This is a genomic window from Pseudomonas sp. LB3P14 (genome assembly GCF_054898045.1).
Genome location: NZ_CM142714.1, coordinates 1001606 through 1018158, shown reverse-complemented (window position 1 = coordinate 1018158; position 16553 = coordinate 1001606). Strand labels below are relative to the sequence as shown.

The following is a 16553-nucleotide window of genomic DNA, read 5'->3' as shown; positions in this document are numbered from 1 at the left end:
CCTGCACTGTTTCAAGTTGAACCGCTGATCTTCAGGAGAACAACAATGACCACGATCCACCAGTACGCCGATGCCTACGACAACTCGGCCAATCGCCAAGTGGCCGTCAGCGACGAAGTGCTCGCCAAGCTCGCGACCTGCAGCAGCGGCTCGCTGACCACGCAATTGTTCAAGCTGGGCTTTCGCCAACCGGCATTGGTCGGTCTGCGCCCGATGAGCAAAGACATCAAGCCCTTCGCCGGTCGTGCCTACACCATGCGCTTCATTCCGGCCCGCGAAGACATCGACACCTACGGCACCATGACCACCAAGCCCAACGGTGACAATCTGCAATGGCAAGGCGTCGAGCAAATCCAGCCAGGCGATGTACTGGTGATCGACAGCCAGAACGATCCTCGCGCGGCCTCGGCCGGCAACATTCTGGTCACCCGGCTGCTGGCGCGCGGCGCCAAGGCGATTGTCACCGACGGGGCCTTGCGCGATGGCAGCGAAATCGCCGCCCTGCCCCTGCCGGCCTATGCCCGGGAAATCACCGCGACCACACGGATCTCCTACCACCATGTCGCTGACTTGCAGGTGCCGATCGGCTGCGCGGGCGTGGCGGTCTATCCCGGTGACGTGATCGTCGGCGATGCCGATGGCCTGACCGTAATCCCCGCGCACCTGGCGGCAGAATTGGCCGAGTACTGCTCGTTGCAAGACGACCTCGAAGATTACCTGGCCATGCGCATCGCCTCGGGCGAAGCCTTGTGGGGCATCTACCCGCCGAGCCCGGCGGCGGTTTCCGACTATCACGCATGGGTCGCCGCCGGTCGCCAGCCGATCCCGAGCATCATCGCCATCAAGGAAACCAAGTGATGAGCCAGCCATCCCGATACGCCGCCTTGATCCGTCGCTACTTCGCCGCCTGCAATGCCGCCGACCACGATGCCCTGGTCTCGTGTTTTACCCCGGACGCCGTGCACTACTTTCCGGCCGGTTTGCCGGACATTCCGTGGCGCAGTGCCGAAACTATCGCCGCCAAGTGGGTCTGGTGCGTGGAAAACCTTGGCTCGCAATGGACCATCGAAAAAATCCTGGTCAGCCCCGACAGCCCGGAAGCGGTGATTGAATGGACCCACTGGAAAGGCAAACTCGGCACGGCCTTGCGTGGTGATGAGTGGTACGTATTTGACGAGCAAACCGGCCTGATCAAGGAAATCCGCGCCTATTACGCATCCCCCGCCGATCAGGCAGTGACGATCAATGAGTTGGTCGACTTCGATTACAGCGGCCGTGGCTACCACCTGGAACCCCAAGGGAATCGCTCATGATCAGTCCTGAAATCACTCTGATCGATCAAGCCGTAGCGGCAGCAGCTAACGCGGCAACCTTGTGGGGCGAGTCGAAAGCCGGTCTGCGCATCCAGTTGCTCAACGGCCTGGCTGACGCCCTGGAGCGGCATCAAGTCGAACTGATCGCCATCGCCGATGAAGAAACCGGCCTGGGCGTGGCACGCCTGACCGGAGAAGTAGCCCGCACCGCTTTTCAGCTGCGCGGTTTTGCCGCTGCGGTTGAAGCCGGCATGCCTTACGCGGTGATCGACGACCACGCAATTGCCGGGACACCACCGGCCGGTCGACCGCGTCTGACTCGCGTGCATCAGGCGCTGGGGCCGGTGGCAATGTTTTCAGCCAGCAACTTCCCGTTCGCTTTTTCCGCGCTCGGCGGCGATACCGCATCAGCCCTGGCCGCCGGTTGTCCGGTGGTGGTGAAAGCTCACTCCGGTCACCCGCGATTGTCTCGCGCCGTACACGAAGTGGCGCTGGGTGTACTCGCCGCACAAGGTTTGCCTGCCGGACTGCTGGGGTTGGTGGAAGGTGCATCCCGCGCCGCCGGTGTGCATCTGGTGGAACATCCGCAGATTGCCGCCGTGGCTTTTACCGGTTCATACCAAGGTGGTACCGCGCTATGGAAAGTTGCGAACCAACGCCCTCGCCCCATTCCGTTCTTTGGCGAACTGGGCTCGATCAACCCGTTGCTGGCGCTGCCGGAAATTCTTGAGCGCGATGGTGAGCATCTGGCCAAGTCGCTAGCGGCATCCATCACCCTGGGCTGCGGCCAGTTCTGCACCAGCCCGGGTGTAATCGTGCTGTTCGAGCACCCGGCCAGCGAGCGCTTTATCGAGCAGTTCGCCGCTGCCCTGCAACCCTTGAGCACTCACCGAATGCTCACGCCGAGCATGCGCCGTGGCTTCAATGACGGCATCGCTCGTCTTGAGCGCGCTTCGGCGGCAAGCCCGCTCTTGCAGCCACATGCCGATACCGATGGCCCGGCACCCAGACTGTTCGAAGTCGATGCCCAGGCCTTTATCGAGGATGCGCACTTGCGAGAAGAAATCTTTGGCCCGGCGGCGGTTGTGCTGAAGGTCACGTCCGTGGCGCAGGCCATCGACGTATTGAACGCCATCGGCGGCAGCCTGACCGCGACCCTGTGGGGTTTCGAGCAGGCCAGCGAGGACAATCTCACGCTGGTCCGCGCGGCTCGCCAGATCGCTGGACGGGTGTTGTTCAGCGGCGTACCGACCGGCGTGGCCGTCACTGCCGCACAGCAACACGGCGGACCGTGGCCAGCGTCAACCCAGCCGCAAAGCACCTCGGTGGGTTACGCCGCACTGGAACGTTTCCTGCGCCCCGTGGCGTTGCAAGACGCCCCTGCCTGGCTGCTCGACGAATAAGGAGTCCGGAAAATGATGAAGCACATTGTGATGTTCCGCCGCCTGCCCGGCATGGAGCAAAACGTCGAACTGGAAACGCATCTGATCCAGTGGATGCGCGACCTGCCCAAGGACATCGACTTTGTCCGCGACTGGAAAGTCTCGGCCAATGAACTGGATCGGCCGATCTGCTGGGACTACCTGCTGGAGTCGAGCTTCGATGACGCCGACGCCGTGCAGCGTTACCTGCCCCACCCGGCCCATGTGGCGCTGATCACCGAACTGAAGAAGTACTTCGAGTGGGTCGCCATCGATTACACAGAGGACACCGATCGACAGGCCGCCTGATCTCCCTCAAGCGACGCGGGTATTGCATGCCCGCGCCTGACGCACTCGCGACAACAATAACTATATGAGGCACAACATGAACAATACTGAGCGCTATGCGCTGGCCGGTGCCCCCGACCAGCCCGCGATTGCCGGCAGGGGTATTGACCACCCTGCTGCTGCGAGGCCTGCTGTGGCCAAAACCAGTTACCGATTCCTGATACTCGCGCTGATCACCATCGTGCTGGCCCTCAGTACCGGTGACCGCGCCGCACTGTCGGTGGCCGGCAGCGACATGGGTAAGGAGCTGGGCATCAGCTCAGTGGAAATGGGCTACCTGTTTTCCGCGTTCAGTTGGGCCTATGTGATCTTCCTGATTCCTTCCGGCTGGCTGACCGATTGGATCGGCTCCAAGCGCTCGATGATGCTCGCCGTGGTGGTGTGGTCCTGCTTCACCGTGATGATGGGCATGGTGCACTTCATCGGCATGGTCGTACCCCTGTTGCTGGCGCTGCGCTTTTTGCTGGGCGCTGCTGAATCACCGGTCGGCCCGGCCTCGGGACGGATCATCGCGGCTTGGTTCCCCTCGTCTGAACGGGGCGTTGCCGGGGCCATTTTCAACAGCGCGCAATACCTCTCGCTGGCGTTGTTCACGCCGATCATGGGCTGGCTGTGCTACCGGTTCGGCTGGGAATACGTGTTCATCATCATGGGCCTGATCGGCCTGGTGATTGGCGCGGTCTGGTGGAAGCTCTATTACCTGCCCATCGATCATCCGAAAATGAATGCCGAGGAGCTTGAGTACATCCGCGCGGGCGACGGACTGGTGGACCTCGAAGGACTCAAGAGCAAGGCCGCACAAAGCAAAGGCATGAAACTGGGTGAAATCGGCCAGCTGTTTCGCAGCCGCATGCTGGTGGGGATTTTCATCGCCCAATACTGCATCACCTCGATCACCTGGTTTTTCATGACCTGGTTCCCGATCTACCTCGTGAAAGAACGTGGCTTCGACATTCTCCAGGCCGGTTTTGTCGCGGCGATCCCTGCGCTATGCGGCCTCGTGGGCGGCGTCTCCAGCGGCTTCATTTCCGACAGGCTACTGATGAAAACCGGCTCGCTGAGCCTTGCCCGTAAAACCCCGATCACCATCGGCCTGCTGCTCAGTTCCAGCATCGTGCTGTGCAACTACGCCGACAGTGCCTGGCTGGTCGTGGCGCTGATGAGCGTGGCGTTCTTCGGCAAGGGCTTCGGCTCGCTGGGCTGGACCGTGGTGGCAGATACCGCGCCCAAAGAGCTGATCGGCACCACTGGGGGCGTGTTCAACGCCTTCGGCAACACGGCCGGGATCGTTACTCCGGTAGTGATTGGCTACATCCTGCAAAGCACCGGTTCCTTCGAAGGCGCGCTGATCTACGTCGGCGCCCACGGGCTGCTGGCGGTCCTCAGCTACTGGCTGATCGTCGGCAAGATCAAGCGCTTCGAACTGAACAGCGCATCCTGACAACAAAGCGTGAATGAGGCATTCCCGATGAAAATGATTTTCCGCTGGCACGGTCCGAAAGACCCCATCAGCCTGCAATACATCAAGCAGATTCCAGGCCTGTACGGCATTGTTTCGTCGTTGTACGACATGCCGCTTGGCGAAGTCTGGCCGGTGGATCGCATCCAGAGCCTGCGCAGTGCCGCCGCCGCGTACCACTTGAAGATGGAGGTGGTCGACAGCTTCCGTGTGCATGAAGAGATCAAACTCGGCAAACCGGGTCGCGAAGCACTGATCCCGCACTACATCGAAACGCTGAAAAACCTAGCTGCCAGCGGCATCAAGATTGTCTGCTACAACTTCATGCCGGTGTTCGACTGGACCCGCACCCACATGGAATACCAACTGCCGGACGGCTCCAACACCCTGGCGTTCGAAGCCGCGCTGGTGGACAGGCTCGACGTCTCCAGCGGCGTGATTCCGTTGCCGGGTATCGGCACCAAATATCCACCTGAAAAGCTCCAGGCGCTGCTGGAAGAATACAAAGGCGTCAGCACCGAGCAGATGTGGAGCAACCTCGAGTACTTCCTTGGAAAACTGGTGCCGGTGGCCGAACAACTGGGCCTGAAGCTGGCGCTGCATGCCGACGACCCGCCCCGCTCGGTGTTCGGCCTGCCGCGCATCATCAAGAACATCGAAGACCATCGTCGCGTGCTCGACATCATCGACTCGCCAGCCAATGGCCTGACCCTGTGCAGCGGCACCATCGGCTCTGACCTGAACAACGACGTACCCGCCTTCATCAACGAATTTGCCGCCCGCCAACGGGTGCACTACGTGCATCTGCGCAATGTGAAGGTCGCTGACAACGGCGACTTCTACGAGTGCGCACACCCGACCGAATGTGGCTCCCTGGATATGGCGGAAATCATGCGCGCCCTGCATGACGCCGACTTCAGCGGCTACGCCCGACCAGACCACGGTCGCATGATCTGGGGTGAAACCGGCGTGCCGGGCTACGGTCTGTACGACCGCGCACTGGGCATCATGTACCTGCAAGGCCTGTGGGAAGGCATCGCCAAACAGAAGAGCAAAGCCCTCCTCAAGTCCCTCGACGCCGTTGCCTGATGCACATGCCGATGGGGCACTAAACCCATCGGCAGCCCGAAAACAAGAAGTGGAGAGTTCCATGACTGCCCGTGAAGTCAGCCCCGTCATTCGCCTCGACCCTGCCGACAATGTCGTGGTCGCCCGTGTCGCCATCGCCGTCGATACGCCGATCCCCGGCGAAGGCGTGACCACCCTGCACGCAGTACCGCTGGGCCACAAGATCGCCACGCGCAGGATCGGAAAAGGCCATCCAGTGCTCAAATACAACACAGTCATCGGTTACGCCAGCGAAGACCTGGCGCCTGGTACCTGGATGCACAGCCACAACATCACCTTTGGCGAAACCGATCGCGACTATCGCTACGGCCTCGACTATGTACCTACTGACTTGCTGCCGCCGGAACAGCGCGCGACCTTCCAGGGCATCGTGCGCAAAGACGGACGTGTCGCGACGCGCAATTATCTGGGCGTGTTCGTGGTCGGCAACTGCGGCGCCACCGTCGCCCGGAAAATTGCCAACCACTTTGACGAACAACGCCTGGCCGATTACCCGAACATCGACGGCGTGGTGCCCTTCGTTCATGAAATCGGCTGCGGTATGGAAATGACCGGCGAACCCATGGACCTGCTGCGCCGCACCATCGCCGGGCATATTCGCCACGCGAATACCGCTGGTGGCTTGTTGATTGCCCTGGGCTGCGAACGCAACAACATCTACGGTTTCATCGAGCAAGAAAAACTCGAGATCAACGACCTGCTCAAAACCCTGGTGATCCAGGACGTTGGCGGCGTGAAAAGCGCAGTGGCACAAGGCATCAAACTGATCGAAGCCATGTTGCCCGAAGCCAATCGGGTCAAGCGCGAACCGGTGTCGGCCGAGCACTTGATGATTGGTATGCAATGCGGCGGCTCCGATGGTTTCTCGGGGCTGTCGGCCAACCCGGCGCTGGGGGCTGCGGTGGACATTCTGGTGCGCCATGGCGGCACGGCGATTCTCTCGGAGACCTCGGAAATTTTCGGAGTGGAGCACACGCTGACGGCGCGGGCAGTGACCCCGCAGGTCGGCCGCAAGCTGATCGAACGCATCGAATGGTGGCTCAAGTACAACGAGGGTCGCGACACCCAGATCAATGGACGGGTCAGCCCCGGTAACAACGCCGGCGGCCTGGCCAATGTTCTGGAAAAATCCCTCGGCGGCGCCAAGAAAGGCGGCAATGCACCGCTGATGGAGGTCTATGAATACGCTTATCCGGTCACCACTCACGGGCTGGTGTTCATGGACACCCCCGGCTATGACCCAGTGTCTGCCACCGGCCAGATCGCCGGCGGCGCCAACATGATCGCCTTCACCACCGGACGTGGTTCGTGCTTTGGCTCGGTTCCGGCACCGACCTTCAAGCTCGCCAGCAATTCACCCATGTTCAACCGCATGAGCGACGACATGGACATCAACTGCGGGCAAATCATCGACGGCGACAAGAGCATCAAGGAAATGGGGCAGGAGATATTCGAACGCCTGCTGGCCCATGCGTCCGGCGAGAAGACCAAGAGCGAACTCAATGGCCTGGGCGAGGATGAGTTCTGCCCGTGGCAGATCGGCGTGCTGGCCTGACAAACCGCCTCATCCACCATGACAAATTCCCACTCGTTGGAACAACCAGGTCTTCGCAAAATAAACGTCGTTTCCCGCACGTCAATTAGGCCTTAGCATCGAATTCAACATGGAAACAAACTCCGGAACAAGTCCCAAATCACGGGAATAACTATCCGGTCTGCAAAGACGATCTAGCGAACACAAAAAAAACAATAATCGGCATGCTGCAAATGCCGGTCGGAGATTCAACATGCACAAGAAAAAGAACTACCGCTGGACGATCCTGACGATGCTGGTCATCGCCATGATCATCAACTACGTGGACCGTGCTGCCCTGTCCATCGCCATGCCCTTCATCACCCAGGAATACCACCTCACGCCTTCTGAAAAGGGCATGATCTTCAGCAGCTTCTTCATAGGCTATGCGCTGTTCTGCTTCGTCGGCGGTTATCTGGCCGACCGATACGGCCCAAAGCGCGTACTCACCTACGCCATGAGCGGCTGGTCGGTCCTCTGCGGGTTGACCGCACTGGCCTTCAACTTCTGGTCACTGCTGATCGTTCGCGCGCTGTTCGGTGTGGGTGAAGGCCCGGTATCCACCACGGCCAACAAAACCGTGAATAACTGGTTCCCGATCAAGGAACGGGCGCGCGCCATCGGTATCAACCAGGCTGGCGGCCCTCTGGGCGGCGCACTGGCTGGGCCGATTGTCGGCTTCCTCGCTCTTTGGCTGGGCTGGCGCGTGGCCTTTATCGTGATGGCCGTGATGGGCTTGATCTGGGCTGTCTGCTGGTTCCGTATGGCGACCTCAACACCCCAGGAGCACCCGAAAGTCAGCGCCGAAGAAATCGCCCTGATCAACGCCGAACGCGATGTCCCGGTCATGACCGCCGCCGAAGCGCCACGTACGCCAGTGCTGGAGATCATTTTGCAGCGTTCAGTACTGGTCACCGGCGTGTCGCTGTTTTGCTACAACTACATCCTGTACTTCTTCATGACCTGGTTCCCCAGCTACCTGATCGACGCCAAAGGCATCGATCTGAAATCCATGAGCATCGTCACGTCGCTGCCCTGGCTGGTGGGGACCGTGGGCTTCCTGTGTGGTGGCGTGCTGATCGACTACATCTACAAGCGCACCGGCAAGCAGTTGTTCTCGCGCAAAGTAGTACTCGTGACCTGCCTGCTGATAGCAGCGTGCTGCATCGCACTGACCGGCCAGGTCGAAGACGTGACACAAAGCGTGGTGGTCATGACCGTCGCCATCGGCTTCCTGATGCTGACCGCTCCCGCTTACTGGTCGCTGATTCAGGACGCCGTGCCAGGTCATCAAGTCGGTACCGCCGGCGGCTTCATGCATGGCCTGGCCAACTTGTCGGGGATCGTCGCGCCGACCGCCACCGGGATCATCATCCAGACTTCCGGCACCTATGCCAGCGGCTTCGCCTTGGCCGGTGGCCTGGGCATTCTTGGCGCGCTGATCGTGGCGATCTTCGTCGGCCAGCCGAAGTCCTTGACCCCCTCCCTTTCGCCGGCCTGAACCCTCGCTAGAGCACTGCGCAAACACATTTGAGGAGCGAAACATGCAAACCATCCTGATTACCGGTGCCGCAGGCATTGTCGGCAAGGCGCTGCGCCCCTTGTTGCGTGAGCACTACGCCCTGCGCCTGTTCGATCGTCTGCCGATCACCGACCTGGCGGAAAACGAAAGTGCCTTTTGCGGTGACCTGACCCGCACCGCGGACATTCTCGAAGCCGTTAAGGGTGTCGACGGCGTCCTGCACCTGGCTTGCGCGCACGGCACAGAAATCCGATTCGATAGCACGCTCAAGATCAACTACAACGCAACCCTGCAATTGCTCGAGGCCGCGCAACAGTCCGGCGTGAAGCGGTTTATCTTCGCCAGCAGTCATCATGTGCTGGGGCAACATCGCACTGATGCTGCCGAATCGTTCGATGAGCTGCCCGTGGCACCGGACAGCTACTACGCGCTGAGCAAAGTGTTTGGCGAAGGGGCCTGCGCTACCTATGCCCAACGCTACGACATGGCGATCTGCGCGATACGCATCGGGAATGCTGATCCGCTGGTCAGTGATGCCCGCCGGTTGCGCCTCTGGGTCAGTGCCCGCGACCTGGCGCAGTTGGTGTGTATCGGCATGGAGCACCAGCAGATCCGCTATGAAGTGATGTACGGCGTCTCCGAAAGCCCACGGCCATTTTTCAAAAACACCCGAGCCAGGGAGCTGGGCTATCACCCCCTGGACAATGCCAGGGACTTCATCGCCCCTGGCTACCTCGACTACGACGCCATGTGTGCGCAAAGCTCCGGCCGTGACTTCCTCGGTGGTGCCTATGCGGTCAGCCCACTGGCCAGCTGCCTGGAGTCCGCATGATTATTCGCAAGGTCGATACCTTCATTGTCGAAATCCCTTTCCACGACGGCGGCAAAGGCCAAGGCATCACGCCAACCGCCTGGCGCACGCTGGAAAACGTGCTGGTACGCATCGAGGATGATCAGGGGCATGTGGGCTGGGGTGAAGGGTTCGGTTACTTCACCGCCGATGCGACCAAGGCCACCATCGACCGCCTGATTGCGCCGGTGCTGGTGGGCAGCACGGTCGAGGACATTGGCGCCTGGAACCTGAAAACTCAACGTCAGCTGCATCTGTTCGGTCGTTATGGCGTGACGATGTTCGCCATTTCCGGGGTGGACATTGCCCTGTGGGATCTGGCAGCCCAGCGCCGTGGCGTGCCGCTGCATCGTCTCTTTACCGAGAAGGTTCGCAGCCACGTGCCGGCCTACGCGAGCCTGGTGCGCTACGCCGATCACGAGGTCGCGCCGGCCATCTGTCACAAAGCGCTGAACATGGGTTTCAAGGACATCAAGCTGCACGAAGTAACCCTTGCCGAAATCGCCCAGTGTCGGCAGGCCGTCGGCTACGACGTACCGCTGTCCACTGATGTGAATTGCGGTTGGTCGATTGCCGATACCCGGGCCTGGTTGCCGAAGCTTGCAGAACTGCAACTGGCCTGGCTGGAAGAACCGATCTTCCCGCCGGAGGATTTCGCGACCTTAAACGGCTTGCGCGGCCAGGGGGTTTCGCTGTCTGCCGGTGAAAACTGGTGCAGCGCCTTCCAGTTCGAACAGGCACTCAAGGCCGGGGCGGTCGACTCGGTGCAGCCGAGCGTGACCAAAGTTGGCGGCATCAGTGAATGCTTGCGCATCGCCGAACTCGCGCGTCAGTACGACACCCCGGTGTTGCCACACTGCCCTTACTTTGGCCCCGGTTTCCTCGCCACCTTGCACCTGGCGGTCGCTCAAGAGCAGGTTGCGCAGATTGAGTACCTGTTCGTCGAACCGCAAGCCTGGCTGTACGACATTCAGGGCATGCGCCAGGGCCATTTGTTCGAGATTCCGCAAGGTATTGGCCTGGGTCAGCAGATGGATCAAACCGTCTTTGATCGCTTCCGTCGCGCGTGAATCCGGAGCAGATAATGTCGACCCGTTTTCAGCAACTGTCCCTGCAAAACGCCGAATTGAGCCTGCATTTGCTCCCCGAGCACGGCGGCCGAATCGGTCGCCTGCAAGTGCGCAAGCACGCTCTGGAGATTTTGCAGCCGATCGATGCCTCGCAGTCTCTGGACCCACTGAACTGGCCCAAGGGTGGTGCTTACCCGCTCATTCCGTACTCCAATCGGATCGCCAACGCGCAGTTGCACTTTGAGGGTCAGGACTACGCGCTGCCCGCCCATCCACAGGCACTGCCACACACACTGCACGGCGTCAGCCATACCCTGGCGTGGCAGGTGGACAGGCAGTCGGCGACCCAGGCCAGCCTCAGTCTGGATTACTGCGGCCCGCACTGGCCATGGCCGATTCGGGCCGAGCAGCATTTCGAGCTGAGCGGCGGCAGTTTGCGGATTCGACTTGCACTGTTCAATAAAGGGGAAACGCCGATGCCGGCCGGTTTAGGCCTGCACCCGTATTTCCTCGCTCACCCGCAACTGCAAGCCAGTTTGAGTTGCACCCGCCAATGGCAGATCACTGCGGATTACCTGAGCACCGGACAGCACCTGACAGGTGACGTGGCGATGCAATTCGACAGTCAGTCCTGGCAAACCGAGGCCTGTGCCCATTACCTGTCGCAATGGGCCGGCAAGGTCGATCTCGACTATCCGCAGGGCCGCTTGAGCCTGACGGCCAGCCCTGAACTGGAACATCTGGTGGTGTTCGCTCCGGCCGGTTCGACTTATCTGTGCATTGAGCCGGTTTCACACCTGGCGGATGGTTTCAACCTACGACCGCTGCTAGGAGAACTGAGCGGCACCCAAGTCGTGGCGCCAGGAGAAAGCTTCTCGGCCGATCTGTGTTTCGAATGGATCGAGCCCTTACAACGGCCCGGATAACCTTCCAGCCCGATCTTCAACAATGAACTGACGCTTACCTGTCCGCCCGAGAATCTCGGGTGGTGAGTTCACTCATCTCTAAAAAGAATAAAAAATGAAAATCAAACCTTCATCGCCTCACTCCGTGACCGTTTGCATGACACTCTGCGCCATGCCATTGGCAGCTCACGCCGACTTCGTCAGCGACAGCAAAGCCACAGTGCTGATGCGCAATTTTTACTACAACCATGACCTTCGGGATTCAAAAGCTCCGGCGCAATCGAAGATCGAAGAGTGGGCGCAAGGCTTCATTCTCAAAGCCGAATCGGGTTACACCGAAGGTAGGGTCGGATTGGGCCTGGACATGTATGCCGGTCTCGGGATCAAGCTCGACTCCTCGCCCGACCGCAGCGGCTCGGCCCTGCTCCCCGGCGCCTACAACCGCGCAGGCGGCCCGCGCAACGCCGATCCGCGCTCCGTTGATGAGTATTCCGAGGCGACCGGTGCGCTAAAAATGAAAGTATCGAAAAGCGAACTGAAGGTCGGTGGCCTATTCCCGAAAATCCCGCTGGTTTCTGCCGGTGACTCGCGCCTGCTGCCGCAGTTTTTTGAAGGTGCCATGCTCAGCGTTCGCGAGTTCGACAAGGTCGATATCGATCTTGGCCAGATGCGAGCGGTCAATTACCGTGAATTCAGCGGTAGCCGAAAGATGCAGACCGGTAACTACCTCTCGGTAGAAAGCGACCGCTTCAACTACCTTGGGGGAACCTGGCGGGTTGCGCCGAATGCTTCGGTTGGCGTGTGGGGAGGTGAACTGAAAGACGTTTATCGCCAGACGCTCTACACCACCACCCTCAACCAACCGATAGGCGACTGGAAGCTCGGCGCCGTGGTGAACTACCTCACCTCCAGCGAAACCGGCGAAGAACTCGCAGGCAAGCTCGACAGTCGCATGGTGTCGACCCTGCTTTCTGCCAATCTGGGCCCACAAACATTCCGCTTAGGCTTGCAGTACAACGCGGGCGATAGCGCCTTGCCCTTTCTTCACGACACCGACCTGCCCGGCGTGGCCAACGCAGTCCAGGTGCTGCGTTTCGATCGCGCGCAAGAGCGCTCATGGCAAGCACGTTACGACTTTGACTTTGCAGGCGTCGGCTTGCCAGGCCTGGTGGCGATGGCTCGTTATGTCCACGGCGATAACTTCAAAGTTGCCGGCCAGGACGGCCAAGAGTGGGAGCGCAACATCGACCTGAGTTACACCATCCAGAGCGGCACCTTCAAAGATCTGTCTTTCAGATTGCGTAACGTAGAACTGGTCGGCGATGCGACAGGTCGCCGCGATGAAAATCGCTTTATTGTTTCGTATGCATTTGCGCTGTTCTGATCCTGGATAGGCCTTCAAGTCCACCCTAAAGTCGCAGCGCCTTCCCCCTGTCAGGCTCAGCACTGAACCTGACAGGGGGCCCTTCCAAGGGTCGTTTTTTCGCGCCCGCCGGCACGTAAGCCCAAGAGATCAAGCAGGACCCTCAGGCTGTCTGAAGCGGTAAATTGACACGCAGTAGAACAGCAGCGCCAACACCGCCAGCAATCCGCCAACCACCCCTATGTAGTCGAATCCGAACTGGCCGCCCACCCAACTCCCCAAGAGCGCGCCAGCACCTATGCCAATGTTGTAGATCCCCGAAAACATCGCCATCGCCACATCGGTAGCGTCCGGAGCCAGCACCAGGATCTTCGACTGCAGAGCCAGCCCAAAGCCCATGATCGCCATCCCCCAGAACAGACTCAGCGTCCCCAGATGCCACAACCGTTTTCCCCAAATGCGGGCGTCCCGACGGCGACTCCTGAAGTGGACCAGTAAGGAAATGCGTCGACGACACGTCAGGCTGCGAGACGTCATCAACCACGCTTTGCTCAAAGCGATCAGAGCGTGAAACAAGTCCTTCACGTCATCCTTCGGCTGACCTTGGCCGCTAACGCGGCCCAATCAGTCCCACGGTGCCAAGGACGTTAAGTGGATCAATCCGCGCCTTAGCCTGCCAGTTCTTCAGGTAATACCCGCAAATCTCAGTCTTCAACGCATTCAGCGTGTTTTCACACAGCCTGGACCCAAAGCTACCTGTGGTTGCGAATCACTTCTTGCTAGCGGGTTGCATAGCTATCAAGGAGTCAGTAATGACTTCTTGTGTTCTCCCTCGGCCAATCAACCAGCGTTGAAATGCCCGACATTGCGCTTTCTGCAGAGTGTTAGGGTGCCAACTCAAGTAATACGGCGAGGGAAGAGGCATGGCTCGCTGCCAAGGAATGATCAAGCGCCCTTCATCGATGTCACGGGCAATCATCGAAAACTGCGCCAGCACTATGCCTTGGTGATCGATGGCGGCTTGAATAGCCATGCTGGACGAAGAAAAACTTCGACGTATGGCAATCGTCTGTTCGACGGCAGCGCCTTCCAACTCAAACCATTCGGCCCATGAGGGGGGTGAGTCAAATTTCGGCCGTGAATCGATACGGATAAGTGGGTATTGGAGCAAGTCACCGGCATGCTCCACATTGCCTGGATGGCCTAAAAGCGTCGGTGAGCATGCCGGCACCACACAATCGCGGAACAGTACAACGCTATGCCCGGCATCCTGGCCAGGTTCGCCATAGCCAATACGAAAATCGGCGTTTTCCTCCTCCGAAGTATCCGCCAGCGTGCCATCTAGATAGATGTCGAGATCACTATCCTCATGCTGCCATTCGTAGGTGAGAGGCGCCAGCCACTTGGTCATGAGAGAAGGCAGGCCACTGACATACAAATTGTTGGGGTTTTTCGAACGCTCTACTTCGGAAACGGCGGCTCTCAATTCTTCAAATGCTATAGAACACCGCGCATGAAAACGCTGGCCAATGGCGTTCAGGCGCAAGCGCTGCCCCTCCTTGACCGTCAAGCTCATGCCCAGCGCCTCATCAAGCAACTTCATCTGCTGACTTACCGCACCCACGGAGATGTTCAAGCGTTTTGCGGCTTGGGATACACCGCCACAGTGACCGACGGTTTCAAATATTTGGAGGGCTCGTAAGGGCGGTAAGCGACTCATGGCGATGCGAACGTCTCGAAAGCATTTTAGGTTTAGAAATTCTAATAAAACTGACAGAAATTGCCATATTTTCTTCATATCCAAATCGCTTTAGCCTTCTCCCACGCTCAATCGAGCGACGGCCTGGCCGGTCCAGCCCCTCAATAATTTCGTTTCTCGGGAGTTCGCAATGAAAGCTCAACCTCAACAGATCACTCAGGTCGTCCTTGGCGATAGAGAGCCCTCCATCGAAGAGTTTGTCGCGGTAGCCCGTTATTCGGCCAAGGTGTCGTTTTCCGAGACCTACAAGAACCGCGTGAAAAAGTCCCGTGGCCTGGTGGAGCGTTTCCTCGATGAAAATCGCCTGGTCTATGGGGTGACCACCGGGTTCGGCGATAACGTTCGACATGTGATTTCTCCGCAGAACGCCAAGGAGCTCCAGGTCAATATCGTGCGCTCCCACGCCGTCGCCGTGGGCGAGCCGCTCAAGCGTGAGCAGGTTCGTGCGATCCAGTTGATGGTTCTGATCAGCCTTGGCAAAGGTTTTTCGGGGGTGCGCCTGGAGTTGCTGGAGCTGATTGCCGGCCTGCTCAACAACGAAGTCGTGCCGTTTGCGCCTGGCGAGGGTTCGGTAGGCTATCTGGCCGTCGAGGGACACCTGGCCTTGGTCCTGCTGGGCGAAGGCAAAGCCAGGGTCAATGGCGGTGAGTGGGTAGATGGCGCCACCGCACTGGAACAGGTCGGCCTGCAACCGACGGACCTGCAGTGCAAAGAAGGCCTGGCCATGCTCAATGGCACCATGTCGGTGACCGCCATCGCTATTCTGGCCCTCTACAACGCCATGCAGACGGCCTCGCTGGCGGACGTCGCCGCGGCGCTTTCCCTGGAAGCGTTAAAAGGTACGATTCGGGCCTTCGACCCTCGTTATCACTCGATCAAGGCGCACAAAGAGCAGGCGCAAACCGCCAGGGATATAAAGGCGATGCTGCATGACAGCCAACTGATCGCCGAAAACATCGACTACCGGCTTCAGGACGCCTACAGCCTGCGCGCCATTCCCCAGGTGCATGGTGCTTCGAAAAGATTCATCGATCACGCCCGGGAGAATATCGAGAACGAAATTCACTCCTCGGGCGATAACCCGATCATCTACCCGCTTGAGGACGGCGACGGCATTGCCATCTCAGGCGCCAACTTCGACGGCAGCTACATCGGCATGTCAGCGGATTCCTTGTGCGTGGCGCTGGCCAACCTGGCGAAGATTTCCGAGCGCCGTATCGACCGCATGGTCAACTCGCACTTCAGTGAAATGCCGGCCTTTCTGGTGCGTAACCCGGGCCTGAACAGCGGGTACATGATCCTTCAATACACCGCGGCTGGCCTGTATGCGGAAATGAAGGCGCTGTCGTTCCCCTCCTCTGTCGACAGTTTCTCGACCTGCGCCAACCAGGAGGATCTGGTCAGCCTGGCTTATAACGCCGCCATCAAGGCCTACAAGGTTTCCGAAAAGCTGGAATCGGTGCTGGCCATTGAGCTGCTGGTGGGTTGCCAGGCCCTGGATTTCCATGACGTGCACAAGGCTTCCAGCGTCACCAAGGCGGTTTATGACCTGGTGCGTAGCCGCGTACCGGTCGCCGACCATGATCGTGCCTTCTATTCGGACATGGTGAGTGTCACCGAACAGGTACGTAGTGGTGAAGTACTTGCCACAGTACAGAAAAACCGGGAGTAAACAGGATGTACTCCAAGGCCCTCCTTCGACCGTGTCGTTGCATCTCGACGACGAAGGATAGCCTTGGAGCCGAGCCTGGATCTGCATTGGTGCTGTCCAGTGCCGCGCGTCCCTCCCCCTCGCCACAAATGCATTCGTTCCAGTTGTTTCCCATCGCGCACCACTATCTC

General features: G+C 59.4%; 14 protein-coding genes and 1 pseudogene. 13 read left to right on the top strand and 2 right to left on the bottom strand.

The features are described 5' to 3' along the window. Positions 1-45: 45 nt before the first annotated feature. The 12 genes from ACYZT5_RS04830 to ACYZT5_RS04775 all read left to right on the top strand — a co-directional run bounded on the left by ACYZT5_RS04830 (position 46) and on the right by ACYZT5_RS04775 (position 12973). Positions 46-858: an RraA family protein gene (locus tag ACYZT5_RS04830; RefSeq protein ID WP_462050040.1), complete on the top strand. Its 813-nt coding sequence runs from the start codon at positions 46-48 to the stop codon at positions 856-858. Next, the gene (locus ACYZT5_RS04825) at positions 858-1313 is read left to right on the top strand and encodes a nuclear transport factor 2 family protein (RefSeq protein ID WP_462050039.1); all 456 of its coding nucleotides are present in this window, start codon (positions 858-860) and stop codon (positions 1311-1313) included. The genes ACYZT5_RS04830 and ACYZT5_RS04825 overlap by 1 nt, the downstream gene beginning before the upstream one ends. Beyond that, positions 1310-2716, top strand: coding sequence for an aldehyde dehydrogenase (NADP(+)) (locus ACYZT5_RS04820; RefSeq protein WP_462050038.1), 1407 nt, complete (start codon positions 1310-1312; stop codon positions 2714-2716). Before ACYZT5_RS04825 ends, ACYZT5_RS04820 begins: the two co-directional genes overlap by 4 nt. 12 nt (positions 2717-2728) lie before the next feature. Continuing rightward, positions 2729-3043 carry a Dabb family protein gene (locus ACYZT5_RS04815; RefSeq protein ID WP_462050037.1) on the top strand — a complete coding sequence of 105 codons (315 nt, stop codon included), beginning with the start codon at positions 2729-2731 and terminating at the stop codon, positions 3041-3043. 76 nt (positions 3044-3119) lie between these two features. Then, positions 3120-4523, top strand: coding sequence for an MFS transporter (locus ACYZT5_RS04810; RefSeq protein WP_462050036.1), 1404 nt, complete (start codon positions 3120-3122; stop codon positions 4521-4523). Between the two features lie 27 nt (positions 4524-4550). Beyond that, positions 4551-5630 carry a mannonate dehydratase gene (locus tag ACYZT5_RS04805; protein ID WP_462050035.1) on the top strand — a complete coding sequence of 360 codons (1080 nt, stop codon included), beginning with the start codon at positions 4551-4553 and terminating at the stop codon, positions 5628-5630. A gap of 61 nt (positions 5631-5691) precedes the next feature. Beyond that, positions 5692-7224: a UxaA family hydrolase gene (locus ACYZT5_RS04800; RefSeq protein WP_462050034.1), complete on the top strand. Its 1533-nt coding sequence runs from the start codon at positions 5692-5694 to the stop codon at positions 7222-7224. Positions 7225-7456: 232 nt separating this feature from the next. Next, positions 7457-8743: an MFS transporter gene (locus ACYZT5_RS04795; RefSeq protein ID WP_462050033.1), complete on the top strand. Its 1287-nt coding sequence runs from the start codon at positions 7457-7459 to the stop codon at positions 8741-8743. A 43-nt stretch (positions 8744-8786) separates the two neighbouring features. Next, entirely contained in the window at positions 8787-9596 is an 810-nt protein-coding gene (locus tag ACYZT5_RS04790; protein ID WP_462050032.1) for an NAD-dependent epimerase/dehydratase family protein, read from the top strand. Beyond that, positions 9593-10684: a mandelate racemase/muconate lactonizing enzyme family protein gene (locus ACYZT5_RS04785; RefSeq protein ID WP_462050031.1), complete on the top strand. Its 1092-nt coding sequence runs from the start codon at positions 9593-9595 to the stop codon at positions 10682-10684. Before ACYZT5_RS04790 ends, ACYZT5_RS04785 begins: the two co-directional genes overlap by 4 nt. Positions 10685-10698: 14 nt before the next feature. Beyond that, positions 10699-11610: an aldose 1-epimerase gene (locus tag ACYZT5_RS04780; RefSeq protein ID WP_462050030.1), complete on the top strand. Its 912-nt coding sequence runs from the start codon at positions 10699-10701 to the stop codon at positions 11608-11610. A gap of 94 nt (positions 11611-11704) precedes the next feature. Next, positions 11705-12973, top strand: coding sequence for an OprD family porin (locus ACYZT5_RS04775; protein WP_462050029.1), 1269 nt, complete (start codon positions 11705-11707; stop codon positions 12971-12973). 129 nt (positions 12974-13102) lie between these two features. Here ACYZT5_RS04775 and ACYZT5_RS04770 read toward each other — a convergent pair. After that, a pseudogene (locus tag ACYZT5_RS04770) lies at positions 13103-13390 on the bottom strand (sugar transporter); the annotation flags it as partial. A gap of 331 nt (positions 13391-13721) precedes the next feature. Continuing rightward, positions 13722-14750 carry a LysR substrate-binding domain-containing protein gene (locus ACYZT5_RS04765; RefSeq protein ID WP_462050028.1) on the bottom strand — a complete coding sequence of 343 codons (1029 nt, stop codon included), beginning with the start codon at positions 14748-14750 and terminating at the stop codon, positions 13722-13724. A gap of 91 nt (positions 14751-14841) precedes the next feature. Here ACYZT5_RS04765 and ACYZT5_RS04760 point away from each other — a divergent pair, with 91 nt between their 5' ends. Then, positions 14842-16383, top strand: a complete 1542-nt coding sequence (locus ACYZT5_RS04760) for an HAL/PAL/TAL family ammonia-lyase (RefSeq protein WP_462050027.1) — start codon at positions 14842-14844, stop codon at positions 16381-16383. The last annotated feature ends 170 nt before the right edge of the window (positions 16384-16553 follow it).

What these genes read in the sequence shown, in the direction of transcription:
- ACYZT5_RS04780 (WP_462050030.1), top strand. Translation starts at nt 10,699, where the DNA reads ATGTCGACCCGTTTTCAGCAACTGTCCCTGCAAAACGCCGAATTGAGC.
- ACYZT5_RS04790 (WP_462050032.1), top strand. Translation starts at nt 8,787, where the DNA reads ATGCAAACCATCCTGATTACCGGTGCCGCAGGCATTGTCGGCAAGGCG.
- ACYZT5_RS04795 (WP_462050033.1), top strand. Translation starts at nt 7,457, where the DNA reads ATGCACAAGAAAAAGAACTACCGCTGGACGATCCTGACGATGCTGGTC.
- ACYZT5_RS04800 (WP_462050034.1), top strand. Translation starts at nt 5,692, where the DNA reads ATGACTGCCCGTGAAGTCAGCCCCGTCATTCGCCTCGACCCTGCCGAC.
- ACYZT5_RS04820 (WP_462050038.1), top strand. Translation starts at nt 1,310, where the DNA reads ATGATCAGTCCTGAAATCACTCTGATCGATCAAGCCGTAGCGGCAGCA.
- ACYZT5_RS04775 (WP_462050029.1), top strand. Translation starts at nt 11,705, where the DNA reads ATGAAAATCAAACCTTCATCGCCTCACTCCGTGACCGTTTGCATGACA.
- ACYZT5_RS04815 (WP_462050037.1), top strand. Translation starts at nt 2,729, where the DNA reads ATGATGAAGCACATTGTGATGTTCCGCCGCCTGCCCGGCATGGAGCAA.
- ACYZT5_RS04765 (WP_462050028.1), bottom strand. Translation starts at nt 14,750, where the DNA reads ATGAAGAAAATATGGCAATTTCTGTCAGTTTTATTAGAATTTCTAAAC.
- ACYZT5_RS04805 (WP_462050035.1), top strand. Translation starts at nt 4,551, where the DNA reads ATGAAAATGATTTTCCGCTGGCACGGTCCGAAAGACCCCATCAGCCTG.
- ACYZT5_RS04830 (WP_462050040.1), top strand. Translation starts at nt 46, where the DNA reads ATGACCACGATCCACCAGTACGCCGATGCCTACGACAACTCGGCCAAT.
- ACYZT5_RS04760 (WP_462050027.1), top strand. Translation starts at nt 14,842, where the DNA reads ATGAAAGCTCAACCTCAACAGATCACTCAGGTCGTCCTTGGCGATAGA.
- ACYZT5_RS04825 (WP_462050039.1), top strand. Translation starts at nt 858, where the DNA reads ATGAGCCAGCCATCCCGATACGCCGCCTTGATCCGTCGCTACTTCGCC.
- ACYZT5_RS04785 (WP_462050031.1), top strand. Translation starts at nt 9,593, where the DNA reads ATGATTATTCGCAAGGTCGATACCTTCATTGTCGAAATCCCTTTCCAC.
- ACYZT5_RS04810 (WP_462050036.1), top strand. Translation starts at nt 3,120, where the DNA reads ATGAACAATACTGAGCGCTATGCGCTGGCCGGTGCCCCCGACCAGCCC.